Here is an 18,810-nt window from a genome sequence, read left to right on the forward strand (position 1 = left end):
ACTTAGATTTAGATCATTTCTTCGCCACCCTTGCCACCGAGGACGATCTCTCCGGCTTCGGCCATGCGGCGGGCAATGGTGAGTATTTCCTTCTGTGCGCCTTCGACTTCGCTGATGCGTACAGGCCCCTTGGCTTCCAAGTCGTCGCGCAGCAATTCGCCCGCGCGTTTCGACATGTTCTTGAAGATTTTCTCCTTGATCGCTTCGTCGGCGCCTTTGAGCGCCATGACCAGCACATCCGAGGATACTTCGCGCAGCAACACCTGGATGCCCCGGTCGTCGACATCGGCCAGGTTGTCGAAGACGAACATCAGGTCTTCGATTTGCGAAGACAGATCTTCGTCGACATCTCGGATGGCGTCCATCAGTTGGCCTTCGACCGAGCTGTCGAGGTAGTTCATGATATCCGCGGCGCGCTTGACCCCACCCAGCGTAGCGCGAGTGGTATTGGCGTTGCCGGAGAACTGTTTCTCCAGGATCAAGTTGAGTTCTTTCAGCGCCGCCGGCTGGACCGTATTGAGCGAGGATACGCGCAGAACGATATCGAGCCGCACCTTGTGGTCGAAATGCGACAGCACCTCGCCCGCCTGGTCGGGGTCCAGATAGGCCACCACGATCGCCTGGATCTGCGGGTGCTCGTAGCGGATCACGTCGGCGACCGCACGCGGCTCCATCCATTTCAGACTGTCCAGACCGCTGGTGTTGCCGCCCAGCAGGATGCGATCGATCAAGCCACCAGCCTTGTCCTCACCCAGCGCCTGGGTGAGCATCTTGCGTATGTAACCATCCGAACCAACCCCAAGGCTGGTCTGATCGCCAACGATCTCGACGAACTCACCCATGACCTGTTCGATCTGGTTCTTCTGCACGTTGCGCAGCTGCGCCATCGCAGTACCGACCTTTTGCACTTCCTTTGGACCGAGATGACGCAGGACCTGCGCCGCATCGGCTTCGCCCAGCGAGAGCAGCAGGATCGCGGCCTTGTCGACCTTGTTCAGCTTGTTGGCGGGAACTCGTGCATCACTCATCGGCGTTGATCCACTCTTTGACGACCTGAGCCACCCGGCCCGGATCTTCAGCTACCAAATTCTTGATGGCATTCAATTGCGCATCGTACCCCTCGGTCGGGCTCGGGAGCATGATGCTCTGTGGCCCGCTCAGACTGACCCGATCACTGGACAGCGCACCATCCATACCGTCCATTTCGCCTAACGCGGCATCGCCGCCAACAGCCTGAAGCTCCTTGCCTTTCCCGGCTTGGGTCAGATTGTTCAGGACTGGCCGCAGCACCCCGAATACCAGCACCAGTATGAAAAGCACCCCGAGTACTTGTTTGACGATGTCCCAGAACCACGGCTGCGAATAGAACGGGACGTCGATAAAGGTTTCATCCAGCGAGTCGGTAGCGAACGGCGCGTTGATCACGCTGACGCTGTCGCCACGGCTGGCGTCGAAACCGACGGCGTCCTGAACCAGCCGGGTGAGGCGGGCCAATTCTTCGGCGGTCCGCGGAACACGTGTAGTCTGCCCATCAGCAGAGACCGTCACCTGGTCGTCGAGTACCACGGCAACCGACAGACGGCGCAGGCGGCCTTGCTGCTGTTTGGTGTGACTGATCGAACGGTCCAGCTCGTAGTTGCGGGTCGCCTGCTCGCGCTTGTCGGCCGGATACGGCGCCAGCATGGGCTGGCCGGTCGCAGGGTCCATGATCTGCTGACCATTGGCGTCGAGCAACGGTTGTCCAGAGGCGATGGCGCCGGCAGCGGCGGCCTGTCCGGCTAGTGCATTTTCCGGTGCGGTCGCCGGGCCTGGCGGCTGGTTGCTCAGCGCGCCCGGAACACCCTGCGGCCCGAGACTGCTCTGCCGTTGCTCGCTGACGCTCTGCTCGCTGCGCAGCGCCGGTTGATCCGGATTGAAGGTTTCTGAAGTCGACTCGACGGCGCTGAAGTCGACGTCGGCGGACACTTCGGCCTTGTACCGACCGTTGCCCAGCACCGGCTGCAGAATGCTCTGTACGCGTTGGGTATAGAGACTCTCGATCCGACGGCTATAGTCGAACTGCTTGCCGGCCATGCTCAGCTCGGTGAGCTCCTGCTGGTCCGACAGCAGATTGCCCTTCTGGTCCACTACGGTGATCTGCGACTTGGTCAGCTCAGGCACGCTGGTGGCGACCAGGTTGATGATCGCCATGACCTGGCTCGGCTCAAGGCTGCGGCCCGGATAGAGCTCTACCAGCACCGACGCGCTGGGCTTGCGCTCGTCACGCACGAACACCGAGCTTTTCGGGATCGCCAGGTGCACGCGGGCGCCCTTGACGTTATTGAGGCTGGACACGGTGCGGCCCAATTCGCCTTCGAGGCCACGGCGGTAGCGGGTGGCTTCCATGAACTGGCTGGTGCCGAGGCCCTGCTCCTTGTCGAGAATCTCGAAGCCGATATTGCTATCGGTCGGCGCTATGCCGGCGCTGGCGAGCTTCAGCCGCGCACGGGCAAGATCATCGGCCTTGACCAGCAAAGCACCGGAGGTGGGCTCGATGGTGTAGGAAATATCGGCCGCCGCCAGGGTCTCCATGACCTGATTGGCATCCATCCCGGCGAGGCTACCGAGCAACGGGCGATAGTCCGGCTGCTGCGACCAGAGCACCACGGCGAAGCCGATGGCGACACTCGCAGCCAGCCCGACCAGCAGGCCGATCTGCCGCAGCATCGACATTTCGGAAAGATTTTCCAGGAAAGACAGACCCAGCAGGGGCTTTTTCGGAGCGTCCGAATCAACCGGCACTGGAACCTTGCTAAGCGCTTCAGCCATTATTCAAACCCTGCCTTAAACCGGCATCTGCATGATGTCTTGATACGCCTGGACCAGCTTGTTACGCACCTGGGTCATGGCCTGAAAGGAAACGCTGGCTTTCTGCGACGCGATCATGACGTCGGTCAGGTCGATACCGCCCTGCCCCATCTCGAACGCGGTGGCCAACTGACTGGAGGCTTGCTGGGTTTCGTTCACCTTGTTGACGGCCTGGCCGAGCATGTCGGAAAAGCTCGGAGCGCCCACTTCTGGAGTGGCGGTCACGGGCTTTGAGCGTGCCATTGCATCGGTCTGCATGGCCCGCATTTCCAGCATCAAGCGATTGAATTCAATACCCTGGCTCATCTCTTCCTCCAACAGCTGCGGTTTTTTTGACGCTTCGCAGCAAGCACCATGTGAATAGCAACATCGATGCCAGTGTTCGGATCAGCAGCCAGGCCGGTACGAAAACGGGAGACAAACGGTATTCGGCACGGCGGCACTGTTACGCTGATCCCGCTTACGGCTGTACCGCGACGCCGTGCGTTGCCTGTCATAGCCTGCGCGTCAAGCAAAGATCGTGCGCAACGGCCTCCGCCCTTGCTCCAGATACACAGCGTCTTTTCGCCCCTGAACCGGATCCAGACCCGATGACCGTCACCGCTACCACGCCCTTGCTTCGGCCTCTCAAGGACAGCTCAGCCTCAACCGTCGTGGCCGGCTTCATTGCCATGCTCACCGGCTATACCAGCTCGCTGGTGCTGATGTTTCAGGCCGGCCAAGCGGCGGGCCTCAGCAGCGCACAAATCTCATCCTGGATCTGGGCCCTATCGATCGGTATGGCGCTGTGCAGCATCGGCTTGTCGCTGCGCTATCGGACGCCGGTGGTGATCGCCTGGTCAACGCCCGGCGCGGCGCTGCTGATCAGCAGCCTACCCGGCGTTCCCTATGGCGAAGCGATCGGCGCGTTCATCTTCAGTTCGGCACTGATAGCGCTGTGCGGACTCACCGGCAGCTTCGAACGCCTGATGCGCAAGGTGCCCGCGTCGCTGGCGGCAGCACTGTTGGCCGGCGTGCTGTTCAATATCGGCAGCGAGATTTTTCGCGCGGTGAACGTACAGCCCGTGCTCGTACTCGGGATGTTCTTCAGCTATTTGCTGGCCAAGCGTCTGCTGCCGCGCTACGCGGTGCTCTCGGCGCTGATTGTCGGCTGTGTGCTGTCCGGTGGGTTGGGCCTGCTCGACTTCGGTGGCCTGAGCCTGGAGGTTGCGATACCGGTGTGGACCACGCCTGCGTTGTCCTTCGCCGCGGTATTCAGCATCGGCATACCATTGTTTGTTATTGCCATGGCGTCGCAGAACATGCCGGGGCTGGCCGTATTACGCGCCGAGGGCTATCAGGCGCCCGCCTCGCCGCTGATTTCCGTCACGGGTATCGCGTCGGTTCTGCTCGCCCCCTTCGGTTCCCATGGCATCCACTTGGCTGCGATCACCATGGCCATCTGCGCCGGGCCGGAGGCCCATCCGGATCCGTCCCGACGTTACACTGCGGCGGTCTGGTGCGGTCTGTTCTACGGTATTGCCGGCATTTTCGGCGCAACCCTGGCCGCATTGTTCGCCGCCTTCCCGCCGGCGCTGGTGCTATCCATCGCGGCGCTGGCATTGCTCGGCTCGATCGGCAGCGGTTTGACCCAGGCGATGCAACTGCCGCGCGAGCGCGAGGCAGCGTTGATCACGTTCATGGTCACGGCATCGGGCCTGACCCTGTTCGGCATCGGCTCCGCCTTGTGGGGACTGGTGGCGGGCGTGTTGACGCTGCTGATCGTCAATGGGCGCAAAACTGCGGGCTGAGCGCTGCGGTCAACGGGTTCAGATAGCGGTCGCACCGCCGTCGACCGCCAACGCATGGCCGGTGGTGAACGCGGCGCCATCACTGCAGAGGTAAAGCACCGCCGCAGCGATTTCCTCGACCTTGCCGATACGCCCGACCGGATGCATCGCCGCGGCAAATTCGGCCTTGCGCGGATCCGCTTCATAGGCGCGGCGGAACATGTCGGTGTCGATGACGGCAGGACAGACAGCATTGACCCTGATCTTCTTCTTGGCGTATTCGATCGCCGCCGATTTGGTCAAACCGATGACGGCATGCTTGGATGCCGAATAAATGCTCATCTTCGGTGCCGCTCCCAGACCCGCAACCGAGGCGGTATTGACGATGGCGCCGCCACCCTGAGCCAGCATCAGCGGTAACTGGTGCTTCATGCATAGCCAGACACCTTTGACATTGACGCCCATGATGGCGTCGAACTCGGCTTCGCTGCCTTCGGCCAGGCGACCCTGTTCGATCTCGATGCCCGCATTGTTGAAGGCATAGTCGATACGACCGTAAGCAGCCACCGCTTGCTCGGTCATCGCTTTGACATCGTCATCGCGGGTCACGTCGCAGCGCACGAACACTGCCTCTCCCCCCGCCTTGCGGATGGCTTCGGCACAGGCTGCGCCACCCGCCTCGTCCAGATCTGCCACGACCACCTTCAGCCCCTGCTCGGCGAACGCCAGCGCCGTCGCGCGGCCAATTCCCGCAGCAGCTCCAGTAACCAACGCAACCTGACCGGAAAAACACATGCTCATGCTGGATACCCTATCGATTTAAAGAAGGCGTCGAGTCCAAAAGTGACTACAAGCCAAACGCTGGTCATGGTTATACCGCCATCCTCTGCTCCGATTAAGCCCGGGCTGGCTATATCACTCAGGCAGATGCCACTGCATTCCAACATTCCCGCCTTGCTTGCAGTGATGACCTCTGCGAGCTACACCAAGCTTTTGCACACACCAGAGGCTTCCATGGACCAGACCAACCGCCAGTTTCTACTGGCCAAGCGCCCCGTCGGGGCGCCCACCCGCGGCACCTTCGAGTTCGTTGAACAACCGCTGGGCGAACCCGGCCCGAACCAGATCCTGGTCAAGAACGAATACCTGTCGCTGGATCCTGCCATGCGCGGCTGGATGAACGATGCCAAGTCCTATATCCCGCCGGTGGGTATTGGTGAGGTAATGCGTGCGCTTGGTGTGGGCAAGGTAATCGCGTCTCAGCATCCCGGCTTTGCGAAAGGTGATTACGTCAACGGCGCGCTCGGCGTACAGGACTATTTCCTCGGCGAGCCTAAAGGCTTCTACAAGGTCGATCCGAACCAGGCGCCGCTGCCGCGCTATCTGTCTGCGCTGGGCATGACCGGTATGACTGCTTACTTCGGCCTGCTGGCGGTGGGCGAACCCAAGGCAGGAGAAACCGTGGTGCTGTCGGGAGCCGCCGGTGCCGTAGGCAGCGTTGCGGGGCAGATTGCCAAGATCAAGGGTTGTCGCGTGGTAGGGATCGCAGGAGGGGCCGACAAATGCCGCTTTCTCACCGACGAGCTGGGCTTCGACGCCGCAATTGACTACAAGAGCGAAGACGTCGCGGCGGGGCTTAAACGTGAATGCCCGAAAGGCGTCGACGTTTACTTCGACAACGTCGGTGGCGATATCCTCGACGCGGTACTGACGCGCATCACCGTTGGTGCCCGCATCGTGATTTGCGGCGCGATCAGCCAGTACAACAACAAGGAAGCGGTCAAGGGACCTGCCAACTACCTTTCCCTGTTGGTCAATCGGGCGCGCATGCAGGGCATGGTGGTGATGGATTACGTGCCACGCTATCCGGAGGCCATGAAAGAAATGGCTGGCTGGATGCAGAGCGGCGAGCTGAAGAGCAAGGAGGACATCGTCGAAGGGCTGGAGACGTTCCCCGATACCCTGATGAAACTGTTCACCGGCGGCAACTTCGGCAAGCTGGTATTGAAGGTCAGCTAACTCGCTTGGATAGCGGACGGGCACCGTACTTCGGCGACCATCCGCTATCCAGGGTTCAGGCCAATTCCGCAACCACTGCCGCCAGCGCCTGGGACGGATCCGCCGCCTGTGCGATGGGCCTGCCGATCACCAGATAATCCGACCCCGCCGCCATCGCCTCGGCAGGCGTGAGAATACGCCGCTGATCATCTGCCTTGCTGCCGGCCGGACGAATGCCCGGTGTCACCAGTTGCAACTGTGCAAAGTGCGCTTTCAAGGATTGCGCCTCCAGCGCCGAGCAAACCAGCCCATCCAGTCCGGCCTCTGCTGCCAGCCCGGCCAGTCGCAGCACCTGCTGCTGCGGCTGCACATCGAGACCGATATCGGCCAGGTCCGTCTGCTCCATGCTGGTCAGCACTGTGACGCCGATCAGTAGCGGTTTGTGCCCCCCCACCTTATCCAGGGTCTCGCGGCAGGCCGCCATCATCCGCAGACCTCCAGAGCAGTGCACATTGACCATCCACACGCCCAGTTCCGCCGCTGCCTTGACCGCCATCGCCGTGGTATTGGGTATGTCATGGAATTTCAGATCCAGAAATACCTCAAATCCTTTACTCTGCAGCGCCTCGACGATCTGCGGACCGCAGCGGGTGAACAGCTCCTTGCCGACCTTGACACGGCAAAGCGCCGGATCGAGCTGTCCGGCCAGGGCCAGCGCAGCATCACGGGAGGGAAAATCGAGCGCAACGATGAGGGGAGTCTGGCAAGTCATGGCGATTCCTCGGCAAATTTCGGCGCGCATTGTCGCAGAAAACCATCATCGAAGCGGACCGGATGCCGTTGACGGTATGGTCGCGCAATGGCGCAGCTACATGCGCAAGCCTAAGGTTAAAAGCAGTCCCGCCACCATCAGGAGATAAACATGCCTTGGTACATCTGGTTATTGCTGGTCCTGGTGATCGGTATCATCGTCGGAGGGCTGATGACCCTACGCGCCAGCGCTCACAAGATTCCGCTGACCGAGGAGCAGAAACAGCGGATCGCCCAGCGAAACGCCGAGGCGGACGCCAAGGACGCGCGCGATAAATAGCCGTCGGCGCGCTGGACAGCCGGCCGAACCGGCGCCTTTGCCCCCTCACATCAGGCGATTAATTGACTCGGCAGTCAGTGATGGCTTTCCGCCTTCATTCGAGCAATCATTCTGCCTCCTACAAGGAAGCATCGATGCCATCAGATTCCGCTTCGGCCCAGGCCGGAAGTCCCAAAGCCCACGCCGCGTTTTCGAGGCGGATCCTCCCCGGTTTTGCCTGCCTGTTGGCCGCTGCACTGCTGGCTGCGGCGATCGCCGTCATACATATAGCCCAGACCATTGATCGCGACGCACTGACCCAGGAGCATTTTCTCGCCGGCAAGGCATTCGAATCGCATATGCGCGGCATGTCTCGTCATGTCGCGGACAACGGGTTCTGGGGCGACGCCTATGCCAATCTAAGCAAGCGGACCAATCTCAACTGGGCTTATGACCAGGCGAACCTCGGCCCTTCTTTATACGACGACTTCGGCTATGAAGCGGTCCTGGTGGTCAACGCCGACGGCGAAACGACCTATTCGGTGATCCGCGGGGAACTGGTGCAGGTCGATGCACGGCGCTGGCTCGGCAACGGGCTGGAAATTCTGCTCGCGCAGGCCCGTGAGGCGGTCGAGGAGGAAGAAACCTCTGCCGGCCTGCTTTCGGCTGAAGGTCTCCCGGCTATGGTGGCCGCTGCGGTAATGACGCCAGGCGGCAGCGATATCGATGAGATGGACGGCCCCGCCTCGGTTCTGCTTTTTGTCGATGTGATGGATTCTGACTGGCTGCTCCAACTCGGCCGTGAATATGCGATCGAAGGTTTGCGTATCGACGACGAAAACCCTCGCCCGCAAAACGCCGTTGTCTCTCTGAATATGCTCGATGGAACACTCCAAGGATTTACCTGGAACGTCTCCCAGCCAGGCCGCTACCTTTTATGGATGACTCTGCCGGTGCTTGCCGCGGTCACCCTTGGACTCGGGGTCCTTGCCTGGCTGCTCCTGCGTCAGGCGCTGAAAACCGTACGGCTGATGGATGCCAGCTACAAGCGGCTGTCGAAAAGCCGCACGGCATTGGCCGCCAGTGAAGAACGCTTCCGCGATGTGGCAGAAGCCGCATCCGATTGGATCTGGGAAACCGACCAGAATGCTCGACTGACTTACCTATCGAGTCGCTTCGAAGAAATCACCGGCCATGAACCCGCCGCCTGGATTGGCCGCCCCTTGATCGATCTGCTGAATACCGATCATGCCGCACTCCAGGACTGGCTGGCTGCGCCACATAGGACACCGTTGCGCTGCAGCTACCAGGCGGCGAATGGCTGCGAACGGCATTGCCGGCTCTCCGCTCGCGCGATCTATCGAGAGGACGAGCCATTGGGCTATCGGGGTACCGCAAGCGACATTACCGAAGAGACCCGGGCCCAGGCACGCGTGCAGTACCTCTCGCAGCACGACGCCCTGACCGGCCTGCCGAATCGCAACCGGCTGCGCGACTATCTGGAAGCCAAGCTCGCCTCGCTTACCAGCGGATCTCGGCTGACGGTCCTGTACATCGATCTGGATCGCTTCAAGCCGGTAAACGACACCCTGGGCCACGGTGCCGGGGACGAGGTGTTGATCGGCGTATCCAACCGACTCAAGCAGTGCATCAGAGGCGACGACCTGGTCGCTCGCCTGGGTGGCGACGAGTTCCTCATGGTCATGAGCCGTCTACAGCTCAACGAAGATGTGGACAAGCTTTGCGCCCGGATTGTCGCCGCGGTCAGCGAACCCTTCATTTACGAAGGCCAGCAGATCTACATTGGCGCCAGTATTGGCATCGCCATGGCGCCCACCGACGCGACACAGGCCAACGAACTCCTGCGCTGCGCGGATATCGCCCTGTATCAGGCCAAGGCCGACGGACGTGGAACCTGGCGATTCTATGGCAGCGAGATGGACAAGCGGCTGTTGGAACGGCGTCGCCAGGAAGACGAACTGCGCCAGGCGATTGCCGAAGGCCAGTTCGAGGTTCATTACCAGCCTCGGTATTTCAGCGAGGACATGAGCATTAACGGCGCCGAAGCCTTGCTGCGCTGGCGGCACCCTGCTCGAGGCCTTCTGCTACCCGAGCACTTCATCCCGCTGGCGGAAGAGACCGGGCTGATAGTCCCGCTCGGCGAGTGGGTCCTGCGCCAGGCCTGCATCGAAGCCACAGGCTGGGCGAGCACGCTCATGATCGCGGTCAACCTGTCGCCGCTGCAGCTACGCAACGACGAGTTATCCGAAATGGTTCGGACCGTTCTGGAAGAAAGCGGGCTCCCGGCCAACCGTCTTGAACTGGAAATAACCGAAACGGCATTGCTCCAGGAAAATCAGCGCACCCTGGACGTGCTCAACGAACTGAAGGCCATCGGTGTCCGGCTCGCCATGGACGATTTCGGTACCGGCTATTCTTCCCTGAGCAATCTGCGTAGCTATCCGTTCGACACGATCAAGATCGACGGCAGCTTTGTCTCCGGCATGGAACGTTCGACCGCGGACCATTCCATCGTCAAGGCGCTCATCGATCTCGGCCGAGGCTTGCGCATGCGTGTCACGGCCGAAGGCGTGGAAACCTCGGAGCAACTGACGCAATTGCTCGCCGATGGCTGTAGCGAGATTCAGGGCTTCCACATGAGCCATCCGCTTCCGGCCCAAGAGTTGCGCGCCTTGCTGGCCGGTGTCGGCGGGACCTTGAGCCGAAGCCCTGCGTGACAGCGTCCGCGCGGGTTACCGTTTGAGCTCGATGTTGATCTGGGCCCCGTCGATCAGCGCTTCGTCCTCATTCAAGCCCTGCAGCAGGCGTCCGCTCATCTGCACCGAGCGTGAACTCTCACCTGACTCGAATAATGGCGGCAATAAACGTATCGACGCCGTATCCGCGTCCGGCTCGAGCTCCTCGGCCCAATCCTCGGGAAGGCTCAAATCCAGCTCCGGCTCGGGCAGCTCGACGCGTTCGATCGCGACGTCCTTCTTCGGCGCTGGCGGGGCGACCGGTTTGGGCTCAGGCGTCGGCACGACACGCTCGGATGGCAGCGTTTCAGGGTCACCGGCGGTCACCGGCTCGACTTCAATCTCGATTTTCGGGGGCTTACCCACTTCACTTTCGACACGCCCGAGCGCGGGATCGGGCGCGGGCTCGAGCGGCGCTGCGAGCCCGCGATCAACCACGCCAGACCGAACTTCGGGTTTCGCCGGTGCACCGGGTTGAGAAGGCAACTTATCGCCGTCGCAAGCGCCGAGAAACGGTAATGCAAGCAGCAAACTCAACCATCTCATAGGACCACGTCCTCCTTCGGTCCGATCAGTTCGATTGCCGGCACAGCCCTCCTGCCAGCTCACCCAGGGTTTTCAATGCTCGCTCTGCCTCGGACGTCCAGGGCAGACCGCAATTGAGCCGCACGCAGTGATTGAACTGCTCGGTGTTGCTGAAAATCAGCCCCGGCGCGATGCTGATTCCTCGCTCCAGCGCCTGTACGTGCAGCTCCTTGGTATTCACCCGGGCCGGCAAGCTGACCCAGAGAATGAAGCCGCCGGTGGGCCGGGTCATCTGCGTTCCTTCCGGAAAATAACGCTGCACTGCCAACTGGAAGGCACTGAGGTTACTGCGATACTCATGCCGGATGTAGCGTAGATGCCGATCATATCCACCGTTCTCCAGATAGGCTGCTACGCCCATCTGGGTAACACTGCAGGCCGAATGCGTGCTGAAGGTCTGCAGGCGCTGAATCTCCTCTCGATAGCGTCCCGGCAGAATCCAACCAATGCGCACACCCGGCGAGATGGTCTTGGAAAAGCTCGAGCAATAGATCACTCGCCCCTCGTCATCGTTGGACTTGAGCGCCTTGATGGACCCCGCATCGAACATGAGTTCGCCGTAGATATCATCTTCGACAATCTGAATGTCGAAATTCGCCGCCAACTTGAGCAATTGCTTTTGCCGTACGTCCGGCATGCTGCCACCCAAGGGGTTGCTCAGCCGCGCGGTGAGCACCAGCGCCTTGATCGGCCACTGGCTAGCAGCCAGTTGCAGCGCTTCGAGACTTAGTCCGGTATCCGGGTCGCACGGAATTTCGATGACTTTGAGCCCCAGCAGATCGGCCAGTTGCAGCAAGCCGTAGTAGCTGGGTGACTCAGCTGCGATCAGGTCGCCCGGTTTGGTCAATACGCGCAAGGACATCTGCAGAGCATCGACACAGCCGTGGGTGATCACCACTTCGTCCGGGCCTACGATCACGCCGGCATCGCGCATGCGGATCGCCACCTGTCGACGCAGGGGCTCATAGCCGGGGCTGAACATATAGCTGAACGCCCGCTGGCTCTGGAAGCGAGTGATCTTGGCGAGTTGTTGGTGCAAGGCGCGCGCTGGCAAATAGTCCACATGAGGCACGGCAGCGCCCAACGGGATAAGCCCGTCGCGGCGCGATTCGCTGAGGACCTGGTTGATGATGCTGCTGCGCGTGACCAGCGTCGGCCGCTCGACCTGCGCGATATCCGGGGTCGGGGCGGTCAGCGCCGGCGTGTGGTGCACATAGAAGCCCGATTGCGGACGCGCCCGGATCATGCCTTGGTCTTCTAGGTTGGCATAGGCTTGCAGGACCGTCGCATGGCTGACGTTCAACTGCATGCTCATCTTGCGCACCGAAGGCACACGCTCACCGGGCCGGTAGACGCCGCGCCGGATATCTTCAGCGAGCTGGTGTGCAATGCGCTGATAAAGCAACAGATTGGTCATATCGTCCGTCTCCGCCAACTGGACCATAACAGTAGTACAACACCGTTATGTACGACCAATACAGTTACTCGCAAACTCGCCGACACAGTCTGTTACAGCCCTGGCACGGATGCTGTCAGCGAGGGCTACTGAGTCGCCCCTGCTCGTCGGAAAACAGAATCTCGACCCGCCGATTCTGTGCTCGGCCACGCACCGATGCGTTTTCGGCGACCCGATATTGCTCACCGTAGCCAATCACTTCCATACGCCGCGGATCGATACCCAGGCTCTGCATGAAGTCGCCCACCGCCTGCGCTCGGGCCTTGGACAGGGCAAGGTTTTCGGCGGCATCACCCCGATTGTCGGTGTAGCCCTCGATGCGGACTCTGCGGTTGGGATTGAGCTGCAGGAAATGCACGACCTTGAGTAGCGTGCGATTGGCCGAGGGCTCCAGGTCGGCGCTGGCCGCCTTGAACAACACGTCCCCTAAGGTCATCACCAGACCGCGATCTGTTTCGGACGCCGCCAGACTGATCAGCTGATCCTCCATCCATCGACCCTGGTGCTGCAGGTCGAGCAGCCGGGCTTCCTGCAGAGCCTGACGCAAGCGCTCGTGCTCAATGGCGAGCTGGGTAGCGCGCCGCTGATTCTGCATCTGCTCGCTGTGCTGGCGAGCGATCTCGCTATACCGTTTGCTGAGATAGGCGTAGTGATCAACGTCTTCTGCGCTGCCCCAGTAGCCGGCGAAACGCTGGGCTCGCTCCAGCGATTCGGCCGCGCGCATCATGTCCTTCGGCGCATCGCGCAGGATCTGCGGATCGTCACCGACGCTCTGAAATGCAACAACCGCTTGTTCCAGTTGTTGCTGCGATTGCTGCGTTGCGCATCCCTGGAGCCCGGCAAGCGTCACCAGCAATACGGACGTGAGAACAGGCTTCACTGCAAATCCCCCAACTGGTCGCGTAGCCGTGCAATACGGCGAGCCAGCTCTGCCAGCTCCTGCTGACTCTTGTCATTCAGAACGCTGGCCTCCGCCAGCCTAGCGTCCAGCTCCGCTTTTTCGGCGAGCCGACGGGCCTGCCGGTAGTCCTCGTCCTTCATTGCTGCAACCGCAGCCGTGAGTTGTTCTTTGGCCAGCGCCAGCTCTGGCGTCTGATCCGACGCGCCCACTGAGCGCGCCTGGGTCAGCGCCTGCTCGGTGAGACGCAGCTGTTCGGTAGGTGCCGGGTCGTTGGCGCAGCCGACCATCGCCGACAGCATGAGCATGTAGGAAAGATGCTTTATCAAAAGAGAGATCCTAGCGTTGCGAATTGCTTGTCGGCGCCGGCTGTTGCTTCCAACGCTCGAGATTTTCCACCAGCAGTTGCTGCGACACACCGGCAGCGCGCAATTCTGTCATTTTTATCGCGAGCTGTCCGCGCAACCACGGGCCGTTGCAGGCGGAGTCGTGCGCCACTGCGAGATGCATACCACGACTGAAGACCGGAGGTTCCAACCGCTGAATATCAGCAAGCAGCCCTCGCGGGTCGGCTTGGGCGACAGCGCTGTACCGCTCGTGCAACACGTAATCGGCTTTGCCCGCCAGCAGCCTTTGCACGGCTTCCGTCAGGCTGGGCGACGAGCGCAAGCGAAGATGATCCTTGGCATATGCCTGAAACTCACCACCGAAGCGGGTCGATGCGACGTAGGCACCCGAGCGACCCGTCAGATCTTCACGACTGGCGTAAAGGAAGCCAGGCTCATTGCGTACCCAGGCAGACATTTGCAACGTAACGATCGACGGGTGGATGAAATCCAGATGCGCCAGCTCCCGCAGGTCGAGCACCGCATCGGCCAGCAGATCCACCCGGCCGCTACGCACCTCCTCGAGCGCCTTGGCGGCATCGCCCGTATAGAGAAGCTCGAGCTTCAGATCGAGTGAATCGGTAATTTTCTTCAGTAAATCGGCATTCGCACCGATCAGGCGCTTGGGATTCTGCGGATCGCGCCACAGGAACGGCGGATTATCCGCGCCACCTGTTGCGATCAGCCGATCACACTTGGCAGCCGCCGCGTTCGCCACCAGAGGAGTTACCAGCAGCAAGGCGATCAAGGCGGATTTCAGCGGAACGGCACAGCGCATGGAAAACCTCATCATGGGGAATCGAACAGGCACTGTCGGTGCCAGTTCGGGATATTACCATCGGCCAGCGCAGCCGAGCTGCCATAAAAAAACCCGCTGCAAGAGCGGGTTTTTTCCGAAGCGGCTCGATCAAACGAGTCGCTCGAGTTCCGGCACGATCTCGAACAGATCGCCCACCAGGCCGTAATCAGCCACCTGGAAGATCGGCGCTTCTTCGTCCTTGTTGATCGCCACGATCACTTTGGAGTCCTTCATGCCTGCCAGATGCTGGATCGCACCGGAGATGCCGACGGCGATGTACAGCTGCGGCGCGACGATCTTGCCGGTCTGACCAACCTGCATATCGTTGGGCACGAAGCCAGCGTCGACCGCCGCGCGCGAAGCGCCGACAGCAGCGCCGAGCTTGTCGGCCAGCGCATACAGATGCTTGAAGTTGTCACCGTTCTGCATGCCACGACCACCGGAAATGACGATCTTGGCAGCGGTCAGTTCGGGACGGTCGGACTTGGCCAGTTCTTCGCCAACGAAAGCGGAAACGCCCGCGTCACCGGAGCCGGAAACCTGCTCGACACTGGCCGAGCCGCCTTCGGCATTGACCGGATCGAAACCGGTGGAACGCACGGTGATGACCTTGATCGGTGCGCTCGACTGCACGGTGGCGATGGCATTACCGGCATAGATCGGGCGCTTGAAGGTGTCGGCGCTTTCGACGGCGATGATTTCGGAGATCTGATCAACGTCCAGCAGCGCCGCAACGCGTGGCAGAAAGTTCTTGCCGTTGGTGGTGGCAGCGGCGAGCACATGGCTGTAGCTCTTGGCCAGGCCGGCGATCAGCGGTGCGACGTTTTCCGGCAGCTGATGGGCGTAGGCGGCATCGTCGGCGACCAGCACCTTGGAGACGCCTTCGATCTTGGCAGCCGCCTCACCGATGGCACCGCAACCGCTACCGGCTACCAGTACATGAATATCACCACCAATGGCTTTTGCGGCGGCCACGGTGTTGAGGGTCGCAGCCGCGAGGACGGCGTTGTTGTGTTCAGCGATAACCAGGATAGTCATTTAGATTACCTTCGCCTCGTTCTTCAGTTTCTCGACCAGTTCAGCCACGGACTTGACCTTGATACCGGCGCTGCGAGCAGCCGGCGCTTCGACTTTCAGGGTCTTCACGGTGGAGGTGGTGGACACACCCAGCGCGTCTGGCGTCAGGACTTCCAGCGGCTTTTTCTTGGCCTTCATGATATTTGGCAGCGACGCGTAGCGAGGCTCGTTCAAACGCAGATCGGTAGTCACGATTGCCGGCAAGTTCAGCGCAACGGTCTGTGCGCCGCCATCGATTTCACGCTCGACCTTGACCTTGTCGCCTTCCACTTCGACCTTCGAGGCGAACGTGCCTTGGGCGTATCCGGTCAGCGCGCCAAGCATCTGGCCGGTCTGGTTGTTGTCGCTGTCGATGGCTTGCTTGCCGAGAATGACCAGCTGCGGCTGCTCCTTGTCGACGACGGCTTTCAGCAACTTGGCCACGGCCAGCGAGTTGAGCTCTTCGGTCGATTCGACCAGCACGGCGCGATCAGCACCCAGCGCCAGCGCAGTACGCAGCTGCTCTTGAGCGGCGGTCGGACCGATGGACACCACGACGATTTCGCTCGCAACGCCCTTTTCTTTAAGGCGCACGGCTTCTTCCACGGCGATTTCGCAGAAGGGGTTCATCGACATCTTGACGTTGGCGAGGTCGACGCCGGAGTTGTCCGCCTTGACGCGAACCTTGACGTTGTAATCGACCACTCGTTTGACAGCTACAAGAATCTTCATGGATTCCTCGTTACTCTCCGGTGAATAGGATATCGCCGAGGCGAACCGAGCCATGCTCGAGGTCCGGACCGTCAATTCAGCCGCGGAACCAGTTCGGCGAGCGCAAAACTGCCCGTATCTTGACTGCTGGCAACGGGCGGGGTCAACAACGCATATACCCCGCTATAAGCCGCAGTTTCGCGATTCTAACAGCCTTGAAGAAAATTCAAACAAACGTTTGTATTGGACCCTTACCGACGTCTATATATAATGCGGCAGCTCGGCTTGGTCAGGGAAACGATCCAGCCCTCCACTATCTACATAACAATCAAGCCTTGAGTAGGAGATAGCCAATGGAACGCGAATACATGGAATTCGACGTAGTGATCGTCGGCGCCGGCCCCGCGGGCCTGTCCGCTGCCTGCCGGCTGAAGCAGAGAGCGGCCGATGCTGGTAAGGAAATCAGTGTCTGCGTCGTCGAGAAGGGTTCCGAGGTAGGCGCCCACATTCTATCCGGCGCGGTGTTCGAGCCTCGCGCACTCAACGAACTCTTTCCCAATTGGAAGGAGCTCGAAGCGCCATTGAACACCCCGGTCAAGCGCGACGACATCTACTTGCTCAAGAGCGCGGAAGCCGCTCGCAAGCTGCCCAATGCACTGGTTCCGAAAACCATGCATAACGAAGGCAATTACATCATCTCCCTAGGCAACCTATGCCGCTGGCTGGCACAGCAGGCCGAAAACCTCGGCGTCGAGATTTATCCCGGTTTCGCAGCTCAGGAAGCGCTCATCGATGAACAGGGCGTGGTTCGCGGCATCCTCACCGGCGACCTTGGCGTGGACCGCGAAGGCAATCCGAAGGAAGGCATGTACACGCCGGGCATGGAGCTGCGCGCCAAGTACACTCTGTTCGCCGAAGGCTGCCGTGGCCATATCGGCAAGCAACTGATCAACCGTTTTCAGCTCAATGCCAATGTCGACCCGCAGCACTACGGCATCGGTATCAAAGAGCTCTGGGACATCGACCCGGCCAAGCACGAGCAGGGCCTGGTGGTGCACACCGCAGGCTGGCCACTGAACGATGCCAACACCGGTGGCTCGTTCCTTTATCACCTCGAAAACAATCAGGTCGTGGTCGGGCTGATCGTCGACCTGTCCTATAGCAACCCGTTCCTCTCGCCGTTCGATGAGTTTCAGCGCTACAAGCATCACCCGGTGATCAAACAGTATCTCGAAGGCGGCAAGCGAGTTTCCTACGGTGCGCGCGCCATCGCCAAGGGCGGCATCAACTCGCTACCGAAGATGGTCTTCAATGGCGGCGCATTGATCGGTTGCGATGCCGGCACGCTCAACTTCGCCAAGATCAAGGGCAGCCATACCGCGATGAAGTCCGGCATGCTGGCCGCCGAAGCGGTGGCCGATGCCTTGTTCGCAGGCCGTGAAGGCGGTGACGAGCTGACCGGCTATGAAGAGGGCTTCAAGGCCAGCTGGCTTTACCAGGAACTCTATGCCAGCCGCAACTTCGGCGCAGCGATTCACAAGTGGGGTGCGGTCAAAGGCGGGGCGTTCAACTTCATCGATCAGAACATCTTCGGCGGCAAGATTCCGTTCACGCTGCACGACACCAAGCCGGACTACGCCTGCCTGAAGACTGCGGCTGAGTCGAAGAAGATCGATTATCCCAAGCCCGACGGCAAGCTCAGCTTCGACAAGCTCAGCTCGGTATTCCTTTCCAATACCAACCATGAAGAGGAGCAGCCCGTCCATCTCAAACTGACCGATCCGAGCATCCCGATCGAGAAGAATCTGCCCCTGTACGACGAGCCCGCCCAGCGCTACTGCCCGGCTGGCGTCTACGAGGTGGTGGACAATGACGACGGCAGCAAACGCTTCCAGATCAACGCGCAGAACTGCGTGCACTGCAAGACCTGTGACATCAAGGACCCGGCCCAGAACATCACCTGGGTCGCACCGGAAGGCACCGGCGGGCCTAACTACCCCAACATGTAACGACGTCCCTGAAACGACGAACCCCGCCTCTATGGCGGGGTTCGCGTTTTGGGGCTCGACATATTCGCAGTACGCACAGCCTGGATTAAGAGGCTGGACATCGACGCTCTTCGCGAGCGACAGCCCATCAAACAAAAGCCCCGGCCGATGGCCAGGGCTTTGTCAGCAATGGGCCTGCTTACCGACAGGCTTGCATTTATGCAAGCGGCTATCAGAGCCCTGCCACGTCCTCGGCCTGCAGGCCCTTCTGGCCTTGGGTGACCGAGAATTCCACTTGCTGACCTTCGGTCAGAGAGCGGTGGCCTTCGCCACGAATAGCCTGGTAGTGAACAAACACATCCGCACCACTGCCACGCTGGATGAATCCATAACCCTTGGCATCATTGAACCACTTGACGGTTCCGGTTTCGCGCTCAGCCATTACTACTTCTCCAACTCGATTCTTATTATTCCCCGTTCGGGAAGGGACTC

General features: G+C 60.6%; 18 protein-coding genes. 5 read left to right on the plus strand and 13 right to left on the minus strand.

Annotated elements, in window-relative coordinates; translation table 11 throughout:
* Nucleotides 1-8: 8 nt before the first annotated feature.
* The 3 genes from fliG to fliE are packed head-to-tail and all read right to left on the minus strand — an operon-like array spanning nucleotide 9 to nucleotide 3,153.
* Nucleotides 9-1,028, minus strand: a complete 1,020-nt coding sequence (gene fliG, locus ACL0K2_RS05710; protein WP_045162741.1) for a flagellar motor switch protein FliG — start codon at nucleotides 1,026-1,028, stop codon at nucleotides 9-11.
* On the minus strand, nucleotides 1,021-2,808 hold the full coding sequence (gene fliF / locus ACL0K2_RS05715) for a flagellar basal-body MS-ring/collar protein FliF (protein WP_045162742.1): 1,788 nt from the start codon (nucleotides 2,806-2,808) through the stop codon (nucleotides 1,021-1,023). Before fliF ends, fliG begins: the two co-directional genes overlap by 8 nt.
* A 15-nt stretch (nucleotides 2,809-2,823) precedes the next feature.
* Nucleotides 2,824-3,153, minus strand: coding sequence for a flagellar hook-basal body complex protein FliE (fliE, locus tag ACL0K2_RS05720; RefSeq protein ID WP_045162743.1), 330 nt, complete (start codon nucleotides 3,151-3,153; stop codon nucleotides 2,824-2,826).
* Between the two features lie 284 nt (nucleotides 3,154-3,437).
* On the opposite strand from fliE, the gene ACL0K2_RS05725 reads away from it, so the two are divergent.
* Nucleotides 3,438-4,637 (plus strand): benzoate/H(+) symporter BenE family transporter, encoded by a 1,200-nt coding sequence (locus tag ACL0K2_RS05725; RefSeq protein ID WP_045162744.1) that lies wholly within the window; start codon nucleotides 3,438-3,440, stop codon nucleotides 4,635-4,637.
* An 18-nt stretch (nucleotides 4,638-4,655) separates the two neighbouring features.
* Here the strand turns inward: ACL0K2_RS05725 and ACL0K2_RS05730 are convergent, their stop codons facing one another.
* Nucleotides 4,656-5,417: an SDR family oxidoreductase gene (locus ACL0K2_RS05730; RefSeq protein WP_045162745.1), complete on the minus strand. Its 762-nt coding sequence runs from the start codon at nucleotides 5,415-5,417 to the stop codon at nucleotides 4,656-4,658.
* A 213-nt stretch (nucleotides 5,418-5,630) separates the two neighbouring features.
* On the opposite strand from ACL0K2_RS05730, the gene ACL0K2_RS05735 reads away from it, so the two are divergent.
* Nucleotides 5,631-6,635, plus strand: coding sequence for an NADP-dependent oxidoreductase (locus ACL0K2_RS05735; protein ID WP_413043985.1), 1,005 nt, complete (start codon nucleotides 5,631-5,633; stop codon nucleotides 6,633-6,635).
* Nucleotides 6,636-6,690: 55 nt separating this feature from the next.
* Here the strand turns inward: ACL0K2_RS05735 and pyrF are convergent, their stop codons facing one another.
* Nucleotides 6,691-7,386, minus strand: a complete 696-nt coding sequence (pyrF, locus tag ACL0K2_RS05740; RefSeq protein WP_045162746.1) for an orotidine-5'-phosphate decarboxylase — start codon at nucleotides 7,384-7,386, stop codon at nucleotides 6,691-6,693.
* Between the two features lie 150 nt (nucleotides 7,387-7,536).
* On the opposite strand from pyrF, the gene ACL0K2_RS05745 reads away from it, so the two are divergent.
* A complete protein-coding gene (locus tag ACL0K2_RS05745) occupies nucleotides 7,537-7,704 on the plus strand; it encodes a DUF2897 family protein (RefSeq protein WP_080890622.1) in 168 nt (55 codons plus the stop codon).
* A gap of 134 nt (nucleotides 7,705-7,838) precedes the next feature.
* Entirely contained in the window at nucleotides 7,839-10,421 is a 2,583-nt protein-coding gene (locus ACL0K2_RS05750; RefSeq protein WP_413043986.1) for an EAL domain-containing protein, read from the plus strand.
* Nucleotides 10,422-10,436: 15 nt separating this feature from the next.
* Here the strand turns inward: ACL0K2_RS05750 and ACL0K2_RS05755 are convergent, their stop codons facing one another.
* From ACL0K2_RS05755 to ACL0K2_RS05785, 7 genes are all read right to left on the minus strand, one after another.
* A complete protein-coding gene (locus tag ACL0K2_RS05755) occupies nucleotides 10,437-10,985 on the minus strand; it encodes a hypothetical protein (RefSeq protein ID WP_413043987.1) in 549 nt (182 codons plus the stop codon).
* A gap of 25 nt (nucleotides 10,986-11,010) precedes the next feature.
* On the minus strand, nucleotides 11,011-12,441 hold the full coding sequence (locus tag ACL0K2_RS05760; RefSeq protein ID WP_413043988.1) for a PLP-dependent aminotransferase family protein: 1,431 nt from the start codon (nucleotides 12,439-12,441) through the stop codon (nucleotides 11,011-11,013).
* Nucleotides 12,442-12,556: 115 nt separating this feature from the next.
* A complete protein-coding gene (locus ACL0K2_RS05765) occupies nucleotides 12,557-13,360 on the minus strand; it encodes an OmpA family protein (protein WP_045162751.1) in 804 nt (267 codons plus the stop codon).
* Nucleotides 13,357-13,668, minus strand: a complete 312-nt coding sequence (locus ACL0K2_RS05770; protein ID WP_413044443.1) for a DUF4398 domain-containing protein — start codon at nucleotides 13,666-13,668, stop codon at nucleotides 13,357-13,359. Before ACL0K2_RS05770 ends, ACL0K2_RS05765 begins: the two co-directional genes overlap by 4 nt.
* Before the next feature lie 49 nt (nucleotides 13,669-13,717).
* Nucleotides 13,718-14,542, minus strand: coding sequence for a substrate-binding periplasmic protein (locus ACL0K2_RS05775; protein WP_413043989.1), 825 nt, complete (start codon nucleotides 14,540-14,542; stop codon nucleotides 13,718-13,720).
* Nucleotides 14,543-14,671: 129 nt separating this feature from the next.
* Nucleotides 14,672-15,601, minus strand: a complete 930-nt coding sequence (locus tag ACL0K2_RS05780) for an electron transfer flavoprotein subunit alpha/FixB family protein (RefSeq protein ID WP_413043990.1) — start codon at nucleotides 15,599-15,601, stop codon at nucleotides 14,672-14,674.
* Nucleotides 15,602-16,351, minus strand: coding sequence for an electron transfer flavoprotein subunit beta/FixA family protein (locus ACL0K2_RS05785; RefSeq protein WP_045162755.1), 750 nt, complete (start codon nucleotides 16,349-16,351; stop codon nucleotides 15,602-15,604).
* A 332-nt stretch (nucleotides 16,352-16,683) separates the two neighbouring features.
* On the opposite strand from ACL0K2_RS05785, the gene ACL0K2_RS05790 reads away from it, so the two are divergent.
* Entirely contained in the window at nucleotides 16,684-18,339 is a 1,656-nt protein-coding gene (locus ACL0K2_RS05790; protein ID WP_045162756.1) for an electron transfer flavoprotein-ubiquinone oxidoreductase, read from the plus strand.
* A 211-nt stretch (nucleotides 18,340-18,550) separates the two neighbouring features.
* Here the strand turns inward: ACL0K2_RS05790 and ACL0K2_RS05795 are convergent, their stop codons facing one another.
* Nucleotides 18,551-18,760, minus strand: coding sequence for a cold-shock protein (locus ACL0K2_RS05795; RefSeq protein WP_045162757.1), 210 nt, complete (start codon nucleotides 18,758-18,760; stop codon nucleotides 18,551-18,553).
* Nucleotides 18,761-18,810 lie beyond the last annotated feature (50 nt).

It is taken from the genome of Pseudomonas sp. YJ42 (assembly GCF_047225135.1).
Lineage (GTDB): Bacteria > Pseudomonadota > Gammaproteobacteria > Pseudomonadales > Pseudomonadaceae > Stutzerimonas > Stutzerimonas stutzeri_E.